The organism is Mycobacterium gordonae, from assembly GCF_002101675.1.
Taxonomy (GTDB): Bacteria; Actinomycetota; Actinomycetes; order Mycobacteriales; family Mycobacteriaceae; genus Mycobacterium; species Mycobacterium gordonae.
This window is the reverse complement of sequence record NZ_LQOY01000058.1, coordinates 1-18,139: the sequence shown is the minus strand read 5'-3', so window position 1 is coordinate 18,139 and position 18,139 is coordinate 1. Positions and strand designations below refer to the sequence as shown.

The window sequence follows — 18,139 nt, the reverse complement described above, 5'->3', positions numbered from 1 at the left end:
CGGCGGCACTGACCGCCTAAACCACCAAGTCGAAGAATCACACGACGACGTCGTACACCACGTCCCTGGACTTGACCCCAACCCCGTCTCCCGCCGTTGGTACTGGCCGGCAGGTCATACCGAGATCATGAGGCATAGTTTTCGATTCCCGCTACCAGCAGTGCGACATTCGATCGGAAATGCACCGTCGAGTGCGGTCAGGGGGTCGAATCTGCGAGACCGGCTTTAGGAGAGCGGTCAAGCCCTTCTGGTTGAGGTCCAGAAGGGGTGTCTGAGCTGGTCATATAGCGCCATCGCACACCAAGCGAAACCACCGCGTGCCGACCAGTGCAGATAGCGGGTTTCAGGCTGCTGTGGTACGGGTCTCGTTGGCATAAGTGTGTCGTAGCGCGTGAACGAGCGCACCCGACCGTTTCCCGGATCGGACAGGTGGTTGTGGTGAGTGGTGCGGATCGGTGCGGATGTGTTGCATTGGTAGGCAGTCGATTTGGCGACAAAGGGTGCGGACAAATGGGGACACAGATGATGTTGGTCAGGATGGTAGAGCACGACGATGGGTGCGTCCTATGGTTCCCACGTGGTGAACATCAATTCGAAATCGGCAGCGCGCAAGCGTGTCCGGGAGGCGCAGAACAAGGCCAACGAGGCACGTCTGGAGCGTGAGCGTCAAAATGTCGATGACGCTGCGTCGTTCCTCGTCGAGCTTGGGCGGCTGGCCGCCGTCGACGAGTGGGAGCGCAACCGTATCCTCGAGATACACGCAGAGGGAGAGCGGCGCCGTCACGAACACCGCCAGGCCGGCGCGACAGCGTTGGCCCGGATGCAAGGCCGCGGTGAAAGCCTCACTGCGATCGCTAAACTGGCGGGAGTCAAAGTCGGTGAGGTAGCACACATCTCGGCTGGGCTCAATCCGGGACGTGTGTCGCCAAGTGACTCATCCTGTGCATCAACGGGTTTCGGATCGCGGAGCGCATGACCCGATTTGACTCTGCGGGCGGACTCGCCGGTCTCGGCTCCGACGACCAGCACCGCATCGCTGATACCGCGCACAATGTCCCCACCAAGGACCTCGACGAGGTATTGCGGTGTATTGCCGCCAATCGGGCAGCTGATGCGACGCCGGGGCGCCAGCCCAACCGCTTCGGCAATTCTCGACGCGGGATTGTCACGCGGAATCATCAGAATGCCCGGTGTCGCCACCGTATCGATCCGATGCCCGATCGCAGCGCCCGCGTCTTGCAATGCTCGACGCGCGGCTTCGCAAGCCAAATCGATGGGATCGACGACGCTGTCGCCGCGGTGCGTGATCTCACCGACCGCGACGACAACGGGAGTGCGGGGCGGAATCGCCAACGGTCAGGTCACGTTCATCGTCGGCACCTTTGTTGCGACATATTTGCGATATTGTCACATAAGTAGCCATGCGACAACCGGTTGGGTCGTTAATTCACGATCGGTCCGAGGCTGCATACTTGCTTCGTGACGAAGAAATCGTTGCGCTGGGGCACGGCACCTCCCACGACCCGCGACGTCGCCCGAGACCTCCTGCTCGATGCCGCCGAAGCGTGCCTGGAGGGCAAGGGGCTGCCGGGCACCACCATGGAGGACATCGCCAGACAGGCGGGGGTGTCGCGCGCCACGGTGTACCGCTACTTTCCAAGTCGTGAATCCGTCGTTTCCGGTGTCATCCTGCGTGCGGCCGAACGCTACCTAGACCGCATGCGTCGACGGATCGCAGTACATCGCGATTTGGGCACGGCAATACTCGATTTCGTCGAGGTCACGGTACGCGCCGCTCATCGCGAGCCGACAATCGGATTGCTGTTCGGCAGTGACGAGGAACTCGCCGGCGTGGGGTTGGCCAAGGGAACGTCGGTGGCTTTGTTTGAACTCGTGGCCGAGTTCCTTCGACCTGTCTTCGCTGCGCACTGGGACCAACTCGAGCCCGGGGTGTCGGTCGACGATGCCGCCGAATGGATCCTGCGAACCGTCCTCAGCCTGCTGTCGGTCCGCGGCCCCAGACACCGCAGCCCCGAAGGCCTCGATGCCTTTTTACGCCGATTCCTGCTTCCAGCTCTGCTCACCAACACCCAGCCTTGCGTCGATGCAACAAGTGCAGAGTAGTGTCTCAAACCATCGCATCGATATCCGTGGATGAGAAGGGGCGCTAACCATGGAGTTCGCGCAGTTCAATCAGCAGATCGCCAAGGAATTGCAGAACGCGGCGGCAACCACGGGAGGACTCTCCAAATACCTGGATTTTCGCCACACCGAGTTCGCCGCCGGGCGGCTGGTTGTGCAGATGGATGCTCGGGACGACCTTTTGACTCCGTTCGGCAATCTGCACGGCGGATGCCTGTCAGCAATGGTCGACCACTGCTTGGGCGTGGTGTTTTACCCGGTGATCCCCGCTGGATCGTGGGTCGCCACAACCGAATTCAAGCTGAACTTGCTGCAGCCCGTGTCAAGCGGAGTATGCGTCGCCGTCACCGAGATCATCGCGCTGGGCAAGCGCAGCGGTGTCGCCAGAATCGACATCACCAACGACGGGCGCGCGGTATGTGCCGCCCAAGGAACAGTGACCGTCGTTAGCCCTAGGGGGAATTCCTCGTGATGAAAAGGACCGATGGTATTGTCGTCCGACTTCACAACGGCGAGCGCACCCGATGACCGTTACGCTCGAGCGATTCCGCACCACAGACGGCGTCACCCTCACGGCGGATTGCTACCGGCACGACGCTGCCCGCGCCGTTGTGCTGCTCCTGCACGGCGGTGGTCAAAACCGACACGCCTGGGCGACCACAGCGCGCCGCTTGCACGCTCGTGGGTACACGGTCGTCGCGTATGACGCCCGAGGTCACGGCGACAGCGCGTGGGACCCTACCGGAAGATACGACCTCGGACGGCTAGCGTCCGATCTGCTGGCCGTGCGTGAACACGCGAGCACCGACCGCCCGCCGGCCGTCGTCGGCGCATCCTTGGGCGGCATGACCGTCCTGGGCACGCACTTGCTGGCGCCCGCCGACCTGTGGGGAGCCGTCGTCCTGGTCGACATCACTCCGCGAATGGAGTTTCACGGAGCACGCCGCGTCGTGTCGTTCATGGCCGCCCATCCTGACGGGTTCAGCACGCTCGACGACGCCGCGGACGTCATTGCCGAATACAACAGACATCGCACTCGGCCCAAGAACCCGGACGGACTCCGTAAAGTCTTGCGGCAACGCGACGATGGTCGGTGGATCTGGCGATGGGATCCGGCCTTCATCACTTCCAACTTCCAGTTTCTGCAAGGTGACCCCGCGACTGGTGCCGAAAAGTTCGACGCGATCAGCGAACTGCTTGTTGAAGGGGCCCGCCGCGTGCAGGCACCCACTCTTCTGGTGCGCGGCGTCCTTTCAGATGTGACATCGCAGCAGTCGGTCGACGAATTCCTCAAGGTCGTACCGCACGCCCAAGCGGTGGACGTCTCCGGCACCGGCCACATGGTCGCAGGCGACGACAACGATGCCTTCACCGCAGCCGTCGCCGGATTTCTCGACCGCACGATAAGCACTTCAGCGTGAAAAGCTCTGGGCTATCTGGCGCAGCCCGGGCTGGCCGCGCCAAAATCATGGCCGAGCTCGGCATCAAGGGGATCAGTCCGCGGAGGTTTAAGACCACCACGGTGGTCGATCCGGCCTCGTTTCCGCCGGATCTGATCGGCCAGCGCTTTGATAAGGGCCGACTCGACGCGGTGTGGTCCTCGGATATCGAGCGCCGTGAGGCGCTGTTCAACCGAACGGAGGTGAGAGACCACCGTCGCCGAGCCATCGCAGTGGCCCGGTAGAAGCTGGGGGCAGCCTGATCTAAAGAGACTTTGGTGAGGGTGGGAAGCAGCCCCGACAACGCCGGGACGGCCTGGTACTGCCAGACGGGTCGGGTCCGGCTAGCGAGACGGGAAGGTGTACGCGAGGAACCAGCGGCTGAACGCCTCTTAAGAGAAGACCACCAGCTCCAACCTGGCGGATGCGGGCTGGGCAGCGACGCGCACCCGCCCTGAGGGCGGGGAACTCGTGGGCCGGTTGATGTCGCCGGTTCGGGAGGTCACGGTGAAGGACTGCGGCGTAGCCGTGACGAGGTCGCAGGGGCATAGCTGGACACCTCACCCGTCAAACGGTTGACAGTGAACACGGGAACCACCGCGCCGGTCCCCGGTCAGATCCGGCAGCCAGCCGGGCTGGAGGGGTAGGCAGTCGTCGGCTGATGCCGGTGTGGTGGGGCGGAGGAGCCGTAGTAGTCCGAGGCCGGGAAAGCCGGTCGCATGGCAAAGGGCTCCAGCGGGTTCGCGGCGAGTACGCAGACTGTGGAGGTCACTTGTGAATACGAGTGCTTTGTGGCCCGACCCGGACACGGCCGAGCTGCGGGTACGCAGGATGCAACGCAAACTGCACCATTGGGCGGTTGATGAAAGCGACCGCTGTTTCGATGATTTGTACAACCTCGTTTATGACCCCGCATTCCTCACCCTCGCGTGGGAGCGGGTGCGGACGAACAAGGGTGCGCGCTCAGCCGGTGCCGATGGGACCGCACCGCCGTCTGTCGGTGCGGCAGAGGCGGTCGGACTGCTTCAGCGGCTCCGCGAGGAACTCAAGGAGCGGATATTCCGGCCGGATCCGGTGCGGGAGGTGATGATCCCGAAGGCGAACGGCAAGCTCCGCCGCCTGGGTATCGCGACCGTCGCCGACCGGGTCGTGCAAGCTTCGCTGAAGCTGGTGCTGGAGCCCATTTTCGAGGCGGACTTTCATCCGTGCGCATATGGGTTCCGGCCGGGCAGGCGAGCCCAGGACGCCATCGCTGAGATCCATCACCTCGCCAGCGGCTCACGGGCCTATCACTGGGTTTTCGAGGGAGACATCACGGCGTGCTTCGATGAAATCTCGCATTCGGCCCTTATGGGCCGGGTGCGGCGACGTGTCGGGGACAAACGCGTTCTGGCCCTGGTGAAGTCGTTCCTCAAAGCCGGGATTCTCTCGAAAGATCTCGGCTACCGGGACACCATCACCGGCACTCCGCAAGGCGGAATCCTCTCACCACTGCTCAGCAATGTCGCCCTGTCCGTTCTCGACGAGCACTTCGCCGCGAAGTGGAAGGCGCTCGGCCCGGAATGGACACGTGCCAAGCATCGACGCGCCGGAGTTCCGACCATGAAAATCGTCCGCTACGCAGACGATTTCTGTGTCATGGTCCACGGCACTCGCGCTGATGCCGAAGCGCTTTGGGACGAGATCGCAGCAGTGCTCGCGCCGATGGGCCTGCGCCTGTCGGTCGAGAAGAGCAGGATCTGCCACGTCGACGAGGGGTTCGAGTTCCTCGGCTTCCGCATCCAACGGCAGATCAAAAGGGGCACGACCAAGCACTACGTCTACACCTGGCCGTCGAAGAAGGCACTTATGTCCATCACCGACAAAGTCAGGAATCTGACGCGGCGACACAAACATCGAACGCTCGCTGATCTGCTGCGCCAACTCAACCCCGTCCTGCGGGGATGGTGCAATTACTTCCAGCACGGGGTGTCCAAACGCACCTTCGACTACCTCGACCACTTCACATGGTGGCGGGTGGTGACTTGGATGCGCAAACGGCACCACGGGCTGGCGTGGGGCGTCTTCCATCGACGGTTCCTGCCCAATTGGCAAATCCGCGAAGGCAAGACGGCGATGTTTCGGCCGCAGAAGGTAGAGGTCACCCGATACCGCTACCGGGGCACGAAAATCATCACCCCTTGGACAGCGAGGCCGACGGACATCACTGCACCAGTGGCCTGAATCCGTGGAGAGCCCGTTGCGGAGAAATTCGCTCGGCGGGTTCGGAGGGCGGGCCGGGGAAACGGATCGGTAGAAATGCCGACACCGCGCCCCGGTCCGACCCCTACACCTATCTGGGCTGCGGGGAGGGCGACATGTTCTTGTGCGCGATCCGCGACGAGCACTCGCGGCGGGCACTGGGTTGGGCTGTGGATGATCACATGCGCACCGAGTTGGTCACCGTGGCCGTGCAGCGGGGGGTGTTCGCGCGCGGTGGGCGCTGCGCGGGTAATGCTGGGACAACGTCGGCGCCGAGTCGCTGTGGTCGAGTTTCAAACAGGAATGCTACTACCGGCACACCCTACGCGACCAAAGCGGAATTGATTGCAGGAGTTGACAATTGGATGAACTTCTACAATAATCAACCAAGGCATTAAGCGATCGGGACGCGCTCACCTATCGACTACGAGCGGACGCTGAACCCTGTCGCGGAAGCAAGTTATCCGTGTCCATTTTTTCAGGGGAACCCCAGACTTCGATCGCGACGTTGGCATCAGCTCGAAGCGTGGCGGTCGCCAAGCCGATGTCGCGAGTTCCACCGGATGATGACAGTGCCATGGTGAGAAGTAGCGGAACCCGGACAGCCAAACCGGCGAAGTGCATTGTTGTCGGCGTGGTCCTCGATAGCCCCGACGGAACACTTGTGCAAGACGCATATCCTGCTCACCATGCCAACAGAGTCCGTTCGCCTCTCGTTTCGCCGGCATATGCGTGAGCAAGTCTTGAGGGCTGCCCGGACCCTCACTATCGAGAAGGGCTGGGATCGCGTTCGCATGGGTGAAGTCGCAGAGCTTGTCGGCGTGTCCCGCCCGACGCTCTACAAGGAGTTCACCGATAAGCAGGGACTGGGCGACGCGCTGGTTGTGGCCGAAGGCGAACGCTTCTTGAATGGCATTCACGCAGTTTTGGCACAACACGCCGGAGACGTCGGCGGGGGCATCACCGCTGCGGTGTCGTACACACTGAAGGAAGCGGAAGCGAGCCCGCTCTTGAAGGCGGTGCTGACATCGAACCGGCCTACGGACAGGACGGTCGCTGAGTCAACCGGTATGTTGCCGCTCCTGCCGACCTCTGCGTCGCTACTGGAGCTGTCCTCGGCAGCCCTCGTGACCTGGTTCAACGAGCACTTTTCAGGCCTGGACGCCAATGACGTCAATGATGTCGCCGATGCACTGGTAAGGCTGACGGTGAGTCACGTCGTGCTTCCGACCGCCGACGCCGAGACGACCGGGGAGCGCATCTCGCGGATCGCACTTCGCTATTTGGGCGTTCATTCCTCCGCAGGCGAGGCGCGTTAACACTAAGGATTTTATGTTCAAATGTTGACTCTGAAGGAATAATTGTAAACACTTGGAGTGGGGCCGCACGAACCTTAGGAGATTCTCATGATTGCCAGCACGACGTCCGCACTGAAAACGTCGGCGGAGCGGCGTTCAGCACGTCCATATGATTCTGCCGACTTGTCCTCGACTGCATTTTGGGCCGGCACCGCCGCCGACCGGGAGAAGACATACGCCGAACTGCGCAAACGTGCTCCCATCAGCTGGCACCCGCGAGTCGAGCACACCATGATCGACGACGGGAACGACCGGGGCTTTTGGGCTGTGGTTACGCATCCGTTGCTTGTCGAGGCGACCCGGCGACACGACGATTTCCTGTCAGGTCAGGGCATTGTCATGGAGTCGATCCCGCAGGAATTGCTCGACACCGCTCAAGGCTTCATTGCGATGGATCCGCCGCGTCATACCAAGATTCGACGATTGCTGGCATCCGCATTCACGCCGAAGCAGATGCGACTGATCCACCATCAGATCGAGGCCAACGCGAAGCGCGTCGTCGACGACCTGGCTCCACAGGGCAAGGCCGACTTCGTCGACGAATGCGCGGCGTTGCTGCCGATGCACAACATCTTCGACATGATGGGCGTGCCGGACTCGATGCGCCGCGACATCGCGTGGGAATCACGGTATGCCGGTGGGTGGAGCGACCCCGAGGTGATGGGCGACGACCCAGTCATACCTCGCCTTTTCCAAGCGATGGGATTCCTAGGCGACGGCGCCCGCGAAATCATCGCTGCACGTCGCCGGCAGCCCGAAGACGACCTCATGACGAACCTCGTTCAGGCTGAAGTGGACGGTGAAAAACTCACCGAAGATGAGATCGTCTCGTTTTTCATACTTCTCACGATCGCTGGGAACGACACCACGCGCCAAAGCACCAGTCATGCGATGAAAGCCTTGACCGACTTTCCCGATCAACGAGCGTGGCTGATGGAGGATTTCGACGGACGAATCAAAGGAGCGGTCGAAGAGTTCGTCCGGTGGGCCACCCCGATCATGACCTTCCGCCGAACGGCAGCTCGCGACTGCGACCTGGGCGGACAACAGATCACCGAAGGTGACAAGGTCGTACTTTTTTACAGCTCGGCCAACTGGGACACCACAGTGTTCACCAACCCGGAAAAGTTCGATTTGTCACGGGACCCCAACCCGCACGTGAGCTTCGGAGGTGGAGGTATCCACCACTGCTTGGGCAATCAGCTGGCGCGGCAGCAACTCGCCGCGCTCTTCCGGGAATTGCTGCACCGCCTGCCTGATATTGAAGTCTGCGGGCCACCCAGCTATACCGTTAGCACTTTCTTCCACGGGGTGAATCATCTTCCCGTCCGCTTCACCCCGACTACGTGAGGCAGCGTGGCATGAAAATCACAGTCGACCGCGATCGATGCTCGTCAATCGGGATGTGTGAAGGCCTGGCTCCCGACTTCTTCGAGGTCAGTAACGATGGGAAACTCCACATCCTGAATCCTGGGCCACCCGAATGTCACAGGGCACTGATCGAAGATGCCGTGGCGAGTTGCCCCACAGGCGCGCTCGCGTTGCACGATTGACAGACTGGCAGCAGCGAGATCCGGTGCAGCTGTTCGGCACTGGCTTCCGGCCGGTCCACGATGACTGCTCCTCGTCCAACGGGCTCGCCGACATCGCTCAGGAGCACAACACAACGCAATGGAGCCGCAGTAGTGAGTACCTTTGGACTCTCTGTCCTAGCCCCTGACCTTGCCGCGATGAAGGTCACCGCCACCGCGGCCGACCAGGCCGGGTTCGACGCGGTGTGGGCATCGGAGTTCTATACCCGGTCGGGATCCATCTCGATGGCGGCAATGGCCACCTCGACTGACAGGTGTCGCATCGGGTCGTCGATTCTCTACGGCGTCGGACGCAGCCCGCTGGTCTTGGCGACCGAGGCGCGCGATCTCGACGAACTGTCCGGCGGTCGCATCGTGCTCGGCATCGGCAACGGCACCAAACGGATGATGAGCAACTGGCACAGCGTCGCCGATACCAGCGCCCCCGCCCTGCGCGTCGAGGAACTCGTACCCCTTATTCGGCGCATCTGGAACCTGCACGAGGGACCAGTCCGCCACGAAGGCCGCTTCTACCAGATGAATCTCATCCCCAGCGGCCCGGTAGACCCGCCTGCGCGCGATATTCCGATCATCACCGCCGCGGTGCGCCCGCGGATGTGCGAAGCCGCCGGCCGGGTCGCTGACGGGCTGGCCGGGCATCCGCTCTTCACGACCGCCTACGTGGAGGAAGTCGTGCGGCCCGCGGTGGCCAAGGGCGCCGCACGCACCGGGCGCGATCCCGACGACGTCGAGATTGTGTCAATGGTCATGTGCTCCATCCACGACGACCCGGAAATCGCCCGTCGCGAGGTCGCGCAACAGATCGCGTTCTACGCATCAGTCAGAACCTACCAACCGCTGCTCGACTTCTGCGGATTCGCCAAACAGGGTGCCGTTATCCGAGAAGCCTTCGCACGCGGTGACTTTGCGGCCATGTTCGACGCGGTGACGGACGACATGATCGACGTGATGGGCGTCGCTGGCACCGCCAGCGAGGTGCGCGCCGGGCTGCGCCGCTACGAGGGGGTACTCGACCACATCATGCTCTACCCGCCGTCGGTGGGTATCGCACCTGAGCGGGTCGGCCAAAACCTCGGTGAGATGATCAAGCACTGCGCCCCCGGCCAGTAACATCCCGGTTCATGTAGGTGCGCCAGCGTCTGTGTCGACGACAACCCGCGGCGGTGAATGAGTCTCCCGTCTAATTCGAAATGACCGGTTCATCGACGGTGTGCTCCTGCCGGTACCGTAGGGATCGCCTTCGACGACGAGTTCGTAAGCCACCTAGTGCCAGTGCTTCTCTGCTCGCGCTCACCGTTGATGCTAGACGCGGCTCCCGATTCGCTGGGCGCCATCGGAGTCGAAGAGTTCTTTGGCCCAGCGTTCGAGGACTTCGGTGCTGTCCCAGTCGTCGGGGTGGAAGCCGGCGCGGGTGTAGGAACGGAAGCGCTGCACCGCGTCCGGGCTGAACAGTGGGGAACGACGGAAGGCTCGAAGGCTGCGCAGTAAGCGCAGTGGGTTGTAGGCTGCGCGGTCACCCGCCAGAGAGCGAGTGGTCTGGATGACCAACTCGGTGAACAAGATGACTGTGGCAATCCGCATTCCCCAGACCCTGGTGCGTTCGGTTCCACCGACCGTCTCGAAGACGTCGAAAGCGACGGCCTTGTGCTCGGATTCTTCTAAAGCGTGCCAGAGCAGAATCGGCCGGACCTCGGTGTCGCCGATCAGCTCTTGTGCCTCGTCGCTGGTCAGAATGATTTCGGCGAACGTCGCCGTGTAGTGCTCAAGGGCAGCCGTCACGGCCAGGCGCATCTTCGGAGAGAATCGCTTCTCGAGCCGGTCAACCAACTTCTTGATGTGCCGATCGATCCCGTCGGTCGGATAGCCCATCGCTTGGAGCCGCTCGTTAAGCAGCCGATGCTGGTGCCGGTGGGTGGCCTCCTGCGCGATGAATCCCTTGACCGCCTCTTGGAGGTCGGGGTCGCTGACCTGGTCACGGTACTGGCGCACCGATCGGATGAAGAAGTCTTCGCCCTCGGGGAACGTTGCCGACAAGGTAGAGACAAAGTGGCTCATCACCAAGTCGCCGTCGACGAAGTGCTGGCGACTGGTCCCAGCAGGCATTGCGAAACGGACACGGCGAGCCTTTGGCAGCACCCTCTTTGCTGGCCGTGTGGGCGACTCACTGGTCATGTGCTACTCCCATCTCCAAGCGGACCTCAATAATCTGACTTTATACCTAGTCAGATTTAGATGACAAACTGTGTCTATGCGTTCAGTCCGGGTGTATCGCGGAGTGTCTGCAGAGCAGCGCCATCAGCACCGGCGTACACGTCTCATCGACGCCGCTATCGAGCTGATCGGTACCCGAGGCGTGGCCGCCACCACCGTGACTGCCGTCTGCGCCGAGTCACGTGTCACCTCGCGTTACTTCTACCAGCATTTCTCCGACCGCGACGCGCTCTTGCGGGCCGTCTACCAGCAGCTCTATGCCACCTTCCAAGACGTAATAGTCCAAGCGATCCCAGACGCCGGCGCGCCACCCGACGTGTTGGCGTATGCCCCCATCCGCGCACTGGTCAACATGATCGAAGACGATCCTCGGCTGGCCCGCATTTTGTTCGTTGAATCCGCAACGGAGCCACTCCTTCGCGAGTTGCGGAGCCAATTGATGGCCGGTTTCGCCGACCTCGTGCTGCGCGAGGCCAGACTTCACCTGGATATCGCCGACTCTGCGGTGGGCGTCGCGCATCTGGCTTCAACCCTCGGTGTCGGAGGACTCTTCGAGGTTCTGCGCCGCTGGCTGGACGGCGAACTGGACTTCAGTACTGATGAACTCGTCCAACACTGCGCAGGTTTCCTGGGCAGCCTCGGCACCTACGTGCTGCTGCAGAACATAGGCGAGGCGCCGGTTCCTGAATCCGGGGCATCGGCAAACGCTCTATCGGCTCGCGGCCACGCCCGGCGATGCTGAGTGCGTGTCCGGTTTGACGCCCACGATCAGGACGGTAGCGTCCCGGGCACGTCATCGACGCTGAGCGCGTGCACCAGATAACGTTCAGCTAGGGTTTCGGCGAGCCGACTGGTGTGTTCGACGATCTCCTCCTGACTTACGTCGAGCAAGCCGGCATGCCAGGCGGTGATCAGCTCGACGAAGCCCCCAACCGCCACCAAGGTGTCCATGCGGAGCGCGGTTTCATCGGCATCCGGTCTCAGATGGGGCTTGCTCGCCGCGACCACGAGGTGCGTCGCCTCTTGCAGGGCAACAGCGCGCCGGTCTTGCAGCGGTGAGCTGCCCACGTGCTGGGTCAGCAAGATCTTTGCCCTGCCGGGATCTTGTGTGATGCGGTCGACCACCATAGAGATGGTCATGCGAATAGTCTCGAGGGGCGGCTGCCCGACGCGTTCTGCGAGGGTCGCGGAAACCTCACCGAGCATCTCGTTCCGTACCCCGTCCCAGGCGGCAACCAGCAACTCGTCGCGGGTCTTGAAGTCTTCATAGAAGTAGCGGTCGTTCAGGCTGGTCCGGGAGCAAACGCCCCTCATGGTGACTGCGGCCCAACCGCTTTCGCTCCAGATCTCGGTCGCGGCATCGATCAGACGCTGCCGACGTTCCGCGCGGCGTTCCGCGCCGGTACGCCCGCCCCATCGTTTCGCCTTCGTCCGCACATTTCCATCTTGACAAAGCAACGTAGGTCACACCAAACTGACGGCATGTGCCCACAATGGTGGCTGGTGCCACCAGTTGCTTTCGAGGCAGCGACGGAATCAACCGTCAGATCGCAGCAACGGCGGATACTCCGATGAGGCTGCTGCCGTTTGGGAATCCCCCCCGCCGGAGTGACCGTGCCGACGCGGTGATCACCGGTGCAGGCAGCGGCATTGGCCGCGCATTTGCCGTCGAGCTGGCGCGCCGGGGCGGCCGTGTGGTGTGCGCCGACATCGACGGCATTCGCGCCAAGGAGACAGCGGACCTGATCTCCAAGCTGGGCGGTCATGGCATCGGCGTTGTTTGCGACGTCTCAGACGAGCATCAGGTCCGGGATCTTGCCGATTCGGCCGAGAAGTGGTTCGGCGGCGCTCCCGGACTGGTGATCAACAATGCCGGAATTGGCGCTGGAGGCAACGTCGTCGGTGCGACATCCACGAGCGATTGGTCCGCGACGTTGTCGGTCAATCTGTGGGGAGTCATCCACGGCTGCGAAGTCTTTGTCCCGCGGCTCCGGGAACGTGGATTCGGAGGGCTCATCAACGTCGCGTCGGCGGCAAGCTTCGGTGCGGCCCCCCGCATGGCCGCCTACAACGTGAGCAAAGCGGGCGTACTCGCGCTGTCCGAAACCTTGGCAGCCGAGCTCAGCGGAACCGGCGTCACGGTGACCGTCCTATGCCCCACCTTCGTCAAAACAAATATCGTCGACAATCCACGCATCGAGGAATCGGCGGCCACGCTAGCCGCCAACTTGATGAAGTGGACCGGCGTATCACCAGAGTCGGTAGCACGAACCACCCTGGATGCGCACGACCGCGGCCAGCTATACGTCCTGCCGCAACTCGACGCCAAAATCCTCTGGCAGCTCAAGAGAACCATGCCGGGTACCTTCACCCACGCGATGGGACTCATCCAGCGAATAACGCGTTGACACAACCTAGGAGGAGACATGGCTTTCGAATACGGCGATATGCTGCAGACGATTAAAGACCGCCAGTGGGCGCTGGCCGACATCGACTGGGACGCACCGGGTGCCGAGTTGATCACCGACGAACAGCGCCCCAGCCTGAAACAGTTCATGTCAGACGTGGTATGGATCGAGCATGTCGGTGCCCGCGCTTTCGCGGCCATGGCCCCCAAGGCGCCGTTCGACGCGTTGGGTGAGATTTACAGGTATTTCCACGCCGAAGAGCAGCGGCACGCCAACGTGGAGCTCGCTCTCATGCATCGCTGGGGGATGCTCGAGGAGGGCGAGACTCCGGTGCCGAACAAGAACATCCGGCTGGTCATCGAATGGCTGGACCGATACGCCGAAGCACTTCCGTTGACGGTGATCGGTGCTGCCATACCGGCTTTAGAAACCGCTCTGGACGGAGCACTGTTGAAGTTTTTGGTGGACGAGGTGTCAGATCCCGTGTGCGGCGAAGTTTTCGCCAAGGTCAACAGCGACGAGTCTCGCCACCTGGCGGTGGGTTTTCAGGTGCTCAACGACCTGGGCGCCAGCCCAATGAGGATCCATGCGATTCAGACGGTGGGAGCTCTTATCGACCCGAGGGTACTTACCGGTGCGTTGCTTTACATCCCGCTGCTGACCCGGATGCTGATAAACCTGAACGCCTGGGGCCTGTCCGAGGAAAGGCTGTACAACGCAGTCACCCGCTACTCGAACGTCGGCGATCGCAGCGAGCACACCCGCCGTGTTCCCCCCTATCACATCCTCAAGGCCCATATGTCTGCCACGATCAAGCACTCCCAACCGCTGCACTTCATCTCGCAGCGCCTCGGTAGGGTGATCGACCACTTCCCCACGCAAGTGCTCGGCAAGACGCCGTCATGGACTGATGAGCTGACCTATGAACCGGTGGCCAGATGAGCGACACGACCAGTGTTCTGATCATCGGAGCCGGCTTTGCCGGACTTGGCACGGCGATCCAACTACTCAAGCGGGGTATCGACGATTTCGTCATCCTGGAGCGCGCGGGCGAGGTCGGAGGAACCTGGCGTGACAATAGCTATCCCGGTGCCGCCTGCGACATTCCGTCATTGTTGTATTCGTACTCCTTCGAACCAAATCCGGACTGGTCGCGTGCGTACTCGGGAAGCAGCGAGATACTCGCCTACATCAAGGCCATGGTCGACAAGCACGCGCTGGCGCGCTTCATCTGTTTCCACGTCAACGTGACCGGCCTGGCGTTCGACGAAGACAGCGGCACGTGGACCGTCGAAACGGATGGCGGGTCAAGCTACCGGTCGCGCACGGTGGTGATGGCAAGCGGCCCACTGGCCAATGCAAATTTTCCTGACATTCGCGGACTGCACAGCTACGCAGGCCACAAAATCCACAGCGCGCGCTGGGATCACGACTATGACATGAGCGACAAACGTGTTGCGGTAATCGGTACCGGGGCGAGCGCGGTGCAGATTGTTCCGGAATTGGTGAAGACGGCGCGATCAGTCAAAGTGTTTCAACGGACGCCCGGTTGGGTGCTTCCCCGGCCTGATTTTCCGCACCCCAGTGTTGCCAAGGCCGCGTTTGGTCGGCTACCGATTCTGCAGAGCGCCGCTCGCCAGGCATGGTTTTGGGCGCACGAAGTCATGGCCGTCGGCATGGTGTGGAACACCCCGGCCACTACCGCCATCGCCTGGGCGGCCAAGGCGAACCTTCGTCGCCAGGTGAAAGATTCGTGGATGCGGCGACAACTGACGCCCGACTTCCGGCCCGGCTGCAAGCGCATGCTGATGACCAGCGACTACTATCCGGCTCTCCGACAGAACAATTGCAAACTCATCACCTGGCCGATCGCGACCATCTCGCCCATCGGCATTCGCACCGCGGACGGCATCGAACACGAGGTGGATTGCATCGTATTCGCGACCGGCTTCGATGTGTGCAAGGCCGGCACACCGTTTCCCATCACCGGCGTGGACGGTCGAAAGCTTGCGGAGGAATGGTCTAACGGCGCCTACGCCTACAAGAGCGTCAGCGTCTCAGGCTATCCCAACCTCTTTTTCACCTTCGGGCCGAATTCCGGGCCAGGACACAACTCGGCCTTGGTCTACCTGGAAGCGGAGATCCGCTACATCGTCGACGCCATCGGCATAATCATCGAAGGCGGTATTCAGACCTTCGACGTCAAAGAGGACCGGCAGAACAGCTATCACGCCCAACTCCAGCGTCGGCTTGCCGGCACGACGTGGAACTCCGGATGCAAGAGCTGGTACCTCACCGAAGACGGCTATAACGGGACCATGTATCCCGGCTTCGCCACCCAATTCGCCCGACAACTAGCGAGGGTCGAGCTCGACGATTACTCGATGAGTTCACAGCCCCCTCCCCGCAAGAAGCCCAGGCGGGCGCGGCCCGAGTTGGCCGCGGAGAGTTCGCACGGCGCAAGCAAAGGAGGACGGCAGCGCAACGACGATCGCGTGTCCGTCGACAAGCGCGAAGGTGTTCGTTTCTCGGCGCAAACCGCTTCACCCGAGGCAGCATCACCGCGGATGGTGGATCGTGCTTGAGCCGCGACTGGCTCCGGCTAGGCAGTCGGCGACAGGTGCCTGGCATCAGCCCCCAGATAAGCCAGAAGGACGGTATGGACCACAGCGATAAGCACCGCTTCGAAATCATCGTGATCGGTGCAGGATTCTCCGGGATCGGAATGGGGATAAAACTCCTGAAAGCCGGCTTTTCGGACTTTCTTATTGTCGATGAGGCAGACGACGTAGGCGGAACGTGGCATTGGAACACCTATCCGGGCATCGCCGTCGACATTCCGTCGTACAGCTACCAATTCTCCTTCGAAAAACGGTCGTCATGGTCGCGGACGTATGCGCACGGCAACGAGTTGAAGGACTACGCAAGACACTGCGCGCACAAGTACGGTCTTAGCCCACGAATCCGCTTCGCCGTCAAGGTGACTGAAGCTTGGTTCGATGAGGACGCGACCCTGTGGCGCTTGCACACGGCCGCAGGACAGGACCTATCCGCGCGCTTCGTGATCAACGCCTCGGGCGTCCTGACACGCCCCAAGCGGCCGGATATCTCCGGTGTCGATGATTTCGGCGGGATCACCATGCATACATCCCGCTGGGACCACAACGAAGACATCGCCGGCAAGAGGGTGGCTGTCATCGGAACGGGCGCGTCGGCAGTGCAGTTGATCCCGGCAATCGCGAAAGACGTCAAGGCGCTGACCGTGTTCCAGCGCACACCGATCTGGTGCCTGCCGAAACTGGACTTCCCGGTGCCGCGGCTGGCAAGAGGGTTCCTCAAATACGCTCCCGGCGGACAACTCGCGGCGCGCGCAGCGAGTCAAACCTTCGTCGAAGTCACGTTCCCTGTCGCCGCTCACTTCCACACCGCCATTCCCTTGGCGTCACTCATCGAGCGTGCCGCGTTGCGGTACATGCGCAGCCAGGTGACCGACCCCGCCGTCCGTCAAAAACTGACCCCCCGTTACGCGCTCGGGTGTAAGCGCCCAAGCTTTCACAACGAGTACCTGGCCACATTCAACCGAGACAACGTCCACCTCGAGACCAGTCCGATAAGCCACTTCGATGCCGCCGCCGTCCACACCGTCGACGGCCGATCGCACGAGATCGACGTCCTCATCCTCGCCACAGGCTTCAAAGTGATGGAACCGGAGAACATGCCGACCTATTCGCTCAGGGGGATCGGTGGACTCGATCAAGCCAAGTGGTGGGACGAGAATCGGCTCCAAGCGTACGAAGGCGTCAGCGTGCCCGGATTCCCCAACCACTTCTCCATCTTCGGACCCTATGGATACAACGGTTCCTCGTACTTCACGCTCATTGAAGCCCAGACCAGGCACATCGTGCGATGCCTTCACCATGCGCGGTCCCGGCACGCCAACTACGTCGAAATAACCCGGCAAGCCAACGACCGCTTCTTCGCCGAAATGCTCAAACGCCGCCACCGCCAAGTCTTTTGGCAACCCAGCTGCGCAACCGCCAATAGTTACTACTTCGACAAACACGGCGACGTACCGCTACGCCCGACGACCACCCTCGAATCTTTCTGGCGTAGTCGCACCTTCGACCTTGGTGACTATTCGTTCGAGCGGCGCACCACTGAAAAGGTACTTAGCTCATCGTGACAACCCTTTACTCGGAACAGCATCCGAGCACGGCAAGTTATCTCATCGCGACGTCGGCCCGCGGGATCCTGCGCCCACTGACGCAAGCACTACCGTCTAACCAGTACGGGCTCGCGGTAATGGACCGGGTGCTTCGGGCGGCGCTCATTGCGTCCCGCCCGCGGCGCGGATTGCGAGTTGAACAGGTCGACACCGTCTTTGCTGGCGATCGGGTGAGAGGCGACTGGATCGTTGCCCCGGACGTCGACCCGGACGGGCCGCCGATTCTCTATATCCACGGCGGCGCCTTTTCCATGTGCTCCCCGCAGACCCATCGTGGTCTGCTAGGCGAACTGTCTGCCGCGTCGCTCAGGCCGGTGTTCGCCGTCCGCTACCGCCTGGCTCCGCGATACCCGTATCCCGCGGCCGCCGACGACGCACTGAGGGCCTACCGGTGGTTGACCGGCTCTGAAGAATCGGCGTCAAACCGCACGGTGGCGATCGCGGGAGATTCGGCGGGCGGCCAACTCGCCGTCGCGACCTCGTTGGGCGCGCTCGCACATCGCTCCCCGCCGCCCGATGGCAT

18 protein-coding genes and 1 pseudogene are annotated in these 18,139 nt (G+C 62.0%); 16 read left to right on the top strand and 3 right to left on the bottom strand.

What is annotated here, in order from left to right:
• The first annotated feature begins 577 nt into the window (after positions 1–577).
• Positions 578–976, top strand: coding sequence for a hypothetical protein (locus AWC08_RS09790; protein WP_225336942.1), 399 nt, complete (start codon positions 578–580; stop codon positions 974–976).
• Here AWC08_RS09790 and AWC08_RS39390 read toward each other — a convergent pair.
• A pseudogene (locus tag AWC08_RS39390) lies at positions 892–1,353 on the bottom strand (acetyl-CoA acetyltransferase); the annotation flags it as partial. The gene AWC08_RS09790 and the pseudogene AWC08_RS39390 sit on opposite strands and share 85 nt — an antisense overlap.
• 126 nt (positions 1,354–1,479) lie before the next feature.
• Between AWC08_RS39390 and AWC08_RS09780 the strand changes: the two are divergent.
• From AWC08_RS09780 to AWC08_RS09740, 9 genes are all read left to right on the top strand, one after another.
• Entirely contained in the window at positions 1,480–2,124 is a 645-nt protein-coding gene (locus AWC08_RS09780; protein ID WP_007168379.1) for a TetR/AcrR family transcriptional regulator, read from the top strand.
• Positions 2,125–2,173: 49 nt separating this feature from the next.
• Positions 2,174–2,614 (top strand): PaaI family thioesterase, encoded by a 441-nt coding sequence (locus AWC08_RS09775; RefSeq protein ID WP_007168380.1) that lies wholly within the window; start codon positions 2,174–2,176, stop codon positions 2,612–2,614.
• Positions 2,615–2,666: 52 nt separating this feature from the next.
• Positions 2,667–3,563 carry an alpha/beta fold hydrolase gene (locus AWC08_RS09770; protein ID WP_007168381.1) on the top strand — a complete coding sequence of 299 codons (897 nt, stop codon included), beginning with the start codon at positions 2,667–2,669 and terminating at the stop codon, positions 3,561–3,563.
• 47 nt (positions 3,564–3,610) lie between these two features.
• Positions 3,611–3,826 carry a hypothetical protein gene (locus AWC08_RS09765; protein ID WP_019732564.1) on the top strand — a complete coding sequence of 72 codons (216 nt, stop codon included), beginning with the start codon at positions 3,611–3,613 and terminating at the stop codon, positions 3,824–3,826.
• Positions 3,827–4,355: 529 nt separating this feature from the next.
• On the top strand, positions 4,356–5,804 hold the full coding sequence (gene ltrA / locus AWC08_RS09760) for a group II intron reverse transcriptase/maturase (protein ID WP_042909903.1): 1,449 nt from the start codon (positions 4,356–4,358) through the stop codon (positions 5,802–5,804).
• A gap of 746 nt (positions 5,805–6,550) precedes the next feature.
• On the top strand, positions 6,551–7,141 hold the full coding sequence (locus AWC08_RS09755) for a TetR/AcrR family transcriptional regulator (protein ID WP_007168385.1): 591 nt from the start codon (positions 6,551–6,553) through the stop codon (positions 7,139–7,141).
• Between the two features lie 87 nt (positions 7,142–7,228).
• Positions 7,229–8,530, top strand: a complete 1,302-nt coding sequence (locus AWC08_RS09750; protein WP_007168386.1) for a cytochrome P450 — start codon at positions 7,229–7,231, stop codon at positions 8,528–8,530.
• An 11-nt stretch (positions 8,531–8,541) separates the two neighbouring features.
• A complete protein-coding gene (locus AWC08_RS09745; RefSeq protein ID WP_074021704.1) occupies positions 8,542–8,733 on the top strand; it encodes a ferredoxin in 192 nt (63 codons plus the stop codon).
• Between the two features lie 132 nt (positions 8,734–8,865).
• Positions 8,866–9,882, top strand: a complete 1,017-nt coding sequence (locus AWC08_RS09740; protein ID WP_033717470.1) for an LLM class flavin-dependent oxidoreductase — start codon at positions 8,866–8,868, stop codon at positions 9,880–9,882.
• Positions 9,883–10,074: 192 nt separating this feature from the next.
• On the opposite strand, the gene AWC08_RS09735 is transcribed toward AWC08_RS09740, so the two are convergent.
• Positions 10,075–10,944 carry a metal-dependent hydrolase gene (locus tag AWC08_RS09735; RefSeq protein ID WP_033712834.1) on the bottom strand — a complete coding sequence of 290 codons (870 nt, stop codon included), beginning with the start codon at positions 10,942–10,944 and terminating at the stop codon, positions 10,075–10,077.
• Between the two features lie 76 nt (positions 10,945–11,020).
• Between AWC08_RS09735 and AWC08_RS09730 the strand changes: the two genes are divergently transcribed.
• Positions 11,021–11,725: a TetR/AcrR family transcriptional regulator gene (locus AWC08_RS09730; RefSeq protein WP_057969459.1), complete on the top strand. Its 705-nt coding sequence runs from the start codon at positions 11,021–11,023 to the stop codon at positions 11,723–11,725.
• Between the two features lie 26 nt (positions 11,726–11,751).
• Here AWC08_RS09730 and AWC08_RS09725 read toward each other — a convergent pair whose 3' ends face one another.
• The gene (locus AWC08_RS09725; RefSeq protein WP_023900852.1) at positions 11,752–12,420 is read right to left on the bottom strand and encodes a TetR/AcrR family transcriptional regulator; all 669 of its coding nucleotides are present in this window, start codon (positions 12,418–12,420) and stop codon (positions 11,752–11,754) included.
• A gap of 134 nt (positions 12,421–12,554) precedes the next feature.
• On the opposite strand from AWC08_RS09725, the gene AWC08_RS09720 reads away from it, so the two are divergent.
• The 5 genes from AWC08_RS09720 to AWC08_RS09700 all read left to right on the top strand — a co-directional run.
• Positions 12,555–13,391 carry an SDR family NAD(P)-dependent oxidoreductase gene (locus tag AWC08_RS09720; RefSeq protein WP_007168393.1) on the top strand — a complete coding sequence of 279 codons (837 nt, stop codon included), beginning with the start codon at positions 12,555–12,557 and terminating at the stop codon, positions 13,389–13,391.
• An 18-nt stretch (positions 13,392–13,409) separates the two neighbouring features.
• Positions 13,410–14,333 carry a hypothetical protein gene (locus tag AWC08_RS09715; RefSeq protein ID WP_007168394.1) on the top strand — a complete coding sequence of 308 codons (924 nt, stop codon included), beginning with the start codon at positions 13,410–13,412 and terminating at the stop codon, positions 14,331–14,333.
• Positions 14,330–15,976, top strand: coding sequence for a flavin-containing monooxygenase (locus AWC08_RS09710; protein ID WP_042909902.1), 1,647 nt, complete (start codon positions 14,330–14,332; stop codon positions 15,974–15,976). Before AWC08_RS09715 ends, AWC08_RS09710 begins: the two co-directional genes overlap by 4 nt.
• Before the next feature lie 74 nt (positions 15,977–16,050).
• On the top strand, positions 16,051–17,574 hold the full coding sequence (locus tag AWC08_RS09705; protein WP_007168396.1) for a flavin-containing monooxygenase: 1,524 nt from the start codon (positions 16,051–16,053) through the stop codon (positions 17,572–17,574).
• The coding region (locus tag AWC08_RS09700) for an alpha/beta hydrolase fold domain-containing protein (protein ID WP_141224570.1) at positions 17,571–18,139 on the top strand (569 nt) is incomplete at its 3' end. The genes AWC08_RS09705 and AWC08_RS09700, both read left to right, overlap by 4 nt.

Excerpts from the sequence above, each read along its gene's own strand:
- AWC08_RS09715 (WP_007168394.1), top strand. The coding sequence starts at position 13,410 with ATGGCTTTCGAATACGGCGATATGCTGCAGACGATTAAAGACCGCCAG.
- AWC08_RS09720 (WP_007168393.1), top strand. The coding sequence starts at position 12,555 with ATGAGGCTGCTGCCGTTTGGGAATCCCCCCCGCCGGAGTGACCGTGCC.
- AWC08_RS09750 (WP_007168386.1), top strand. The coding sequence starts at position 7,229 with ATGATTGCCAGCACGACGTCCGCACTGAAAACGTCGGCGGAGCGGCGT.
- AWC08_RS09765 (WP_019732564.1), top strand. The coding sequence starts at position 3,611 with ATGGCCGAGCTCGGCATCAAGGGGATCAGTCCGCGGAGGTTTAAGACC.
- AWC08_RS09755 (WP_007168385.1), top strand. The coding sequence starts at position 6,551 with ATGCGTGAGCAAGTCTTGAGGGCTGCCCGGACCCTCACTATCGAGAAG.
- AWC08_RS09735 (WP_033712834.1), bottom strand. The coding sequence starts at position 10,944 with ATGACCAGTGAGTCGCCCACACGGCCAGCAAAGAGGGTGCTGCCAAAG.
- AWC08_RS09710 (WP_042909902.1), top strand. The coding sequence starts at position 14,330 with ATGAGCGACACGACCAGTGTTCTGATCATCGGAGCCGGCTTTGCCGGA.
- AWC08_RS09770 (WP_007168381.1), top strand. The coding sequence starts at position 2,667 with ATGACCGTTACGCTCGAGCGATTCCGCACCACAGACGGCGTCACCCTC.
- AWC08_RS09705 (WP_007168396.1), top strand. The coding sequence starts at position 16,051 with ATGGACCACAGCGATAAGCACCGCTTCGAAATCATCGTGATCGGTGCA.
- AWC08_RS09775 (WP_007168380.1), top strand. The coding sequence starts at position 2,174 with ATGGAGTTCGCGCAGTTCAATCAGCAGATCGCCAAGGAATTGCAGAAC.
- AWC08_RS09730 (WP_057969459.1), top strand. The coding sequence starts at position 11,021 with ATGCGTTCAGTCCGGGTGTATCGCGGAGTGTCTGCAGAGCAGCGCCAT.
- AWC08_RS09745 (WP_074021704.1), top strand. The coding sequence starts at position 8,542 with ATGAAAATCACAGTCGACCGCGATCGATGCTCGTCAATCGGGATGTGT.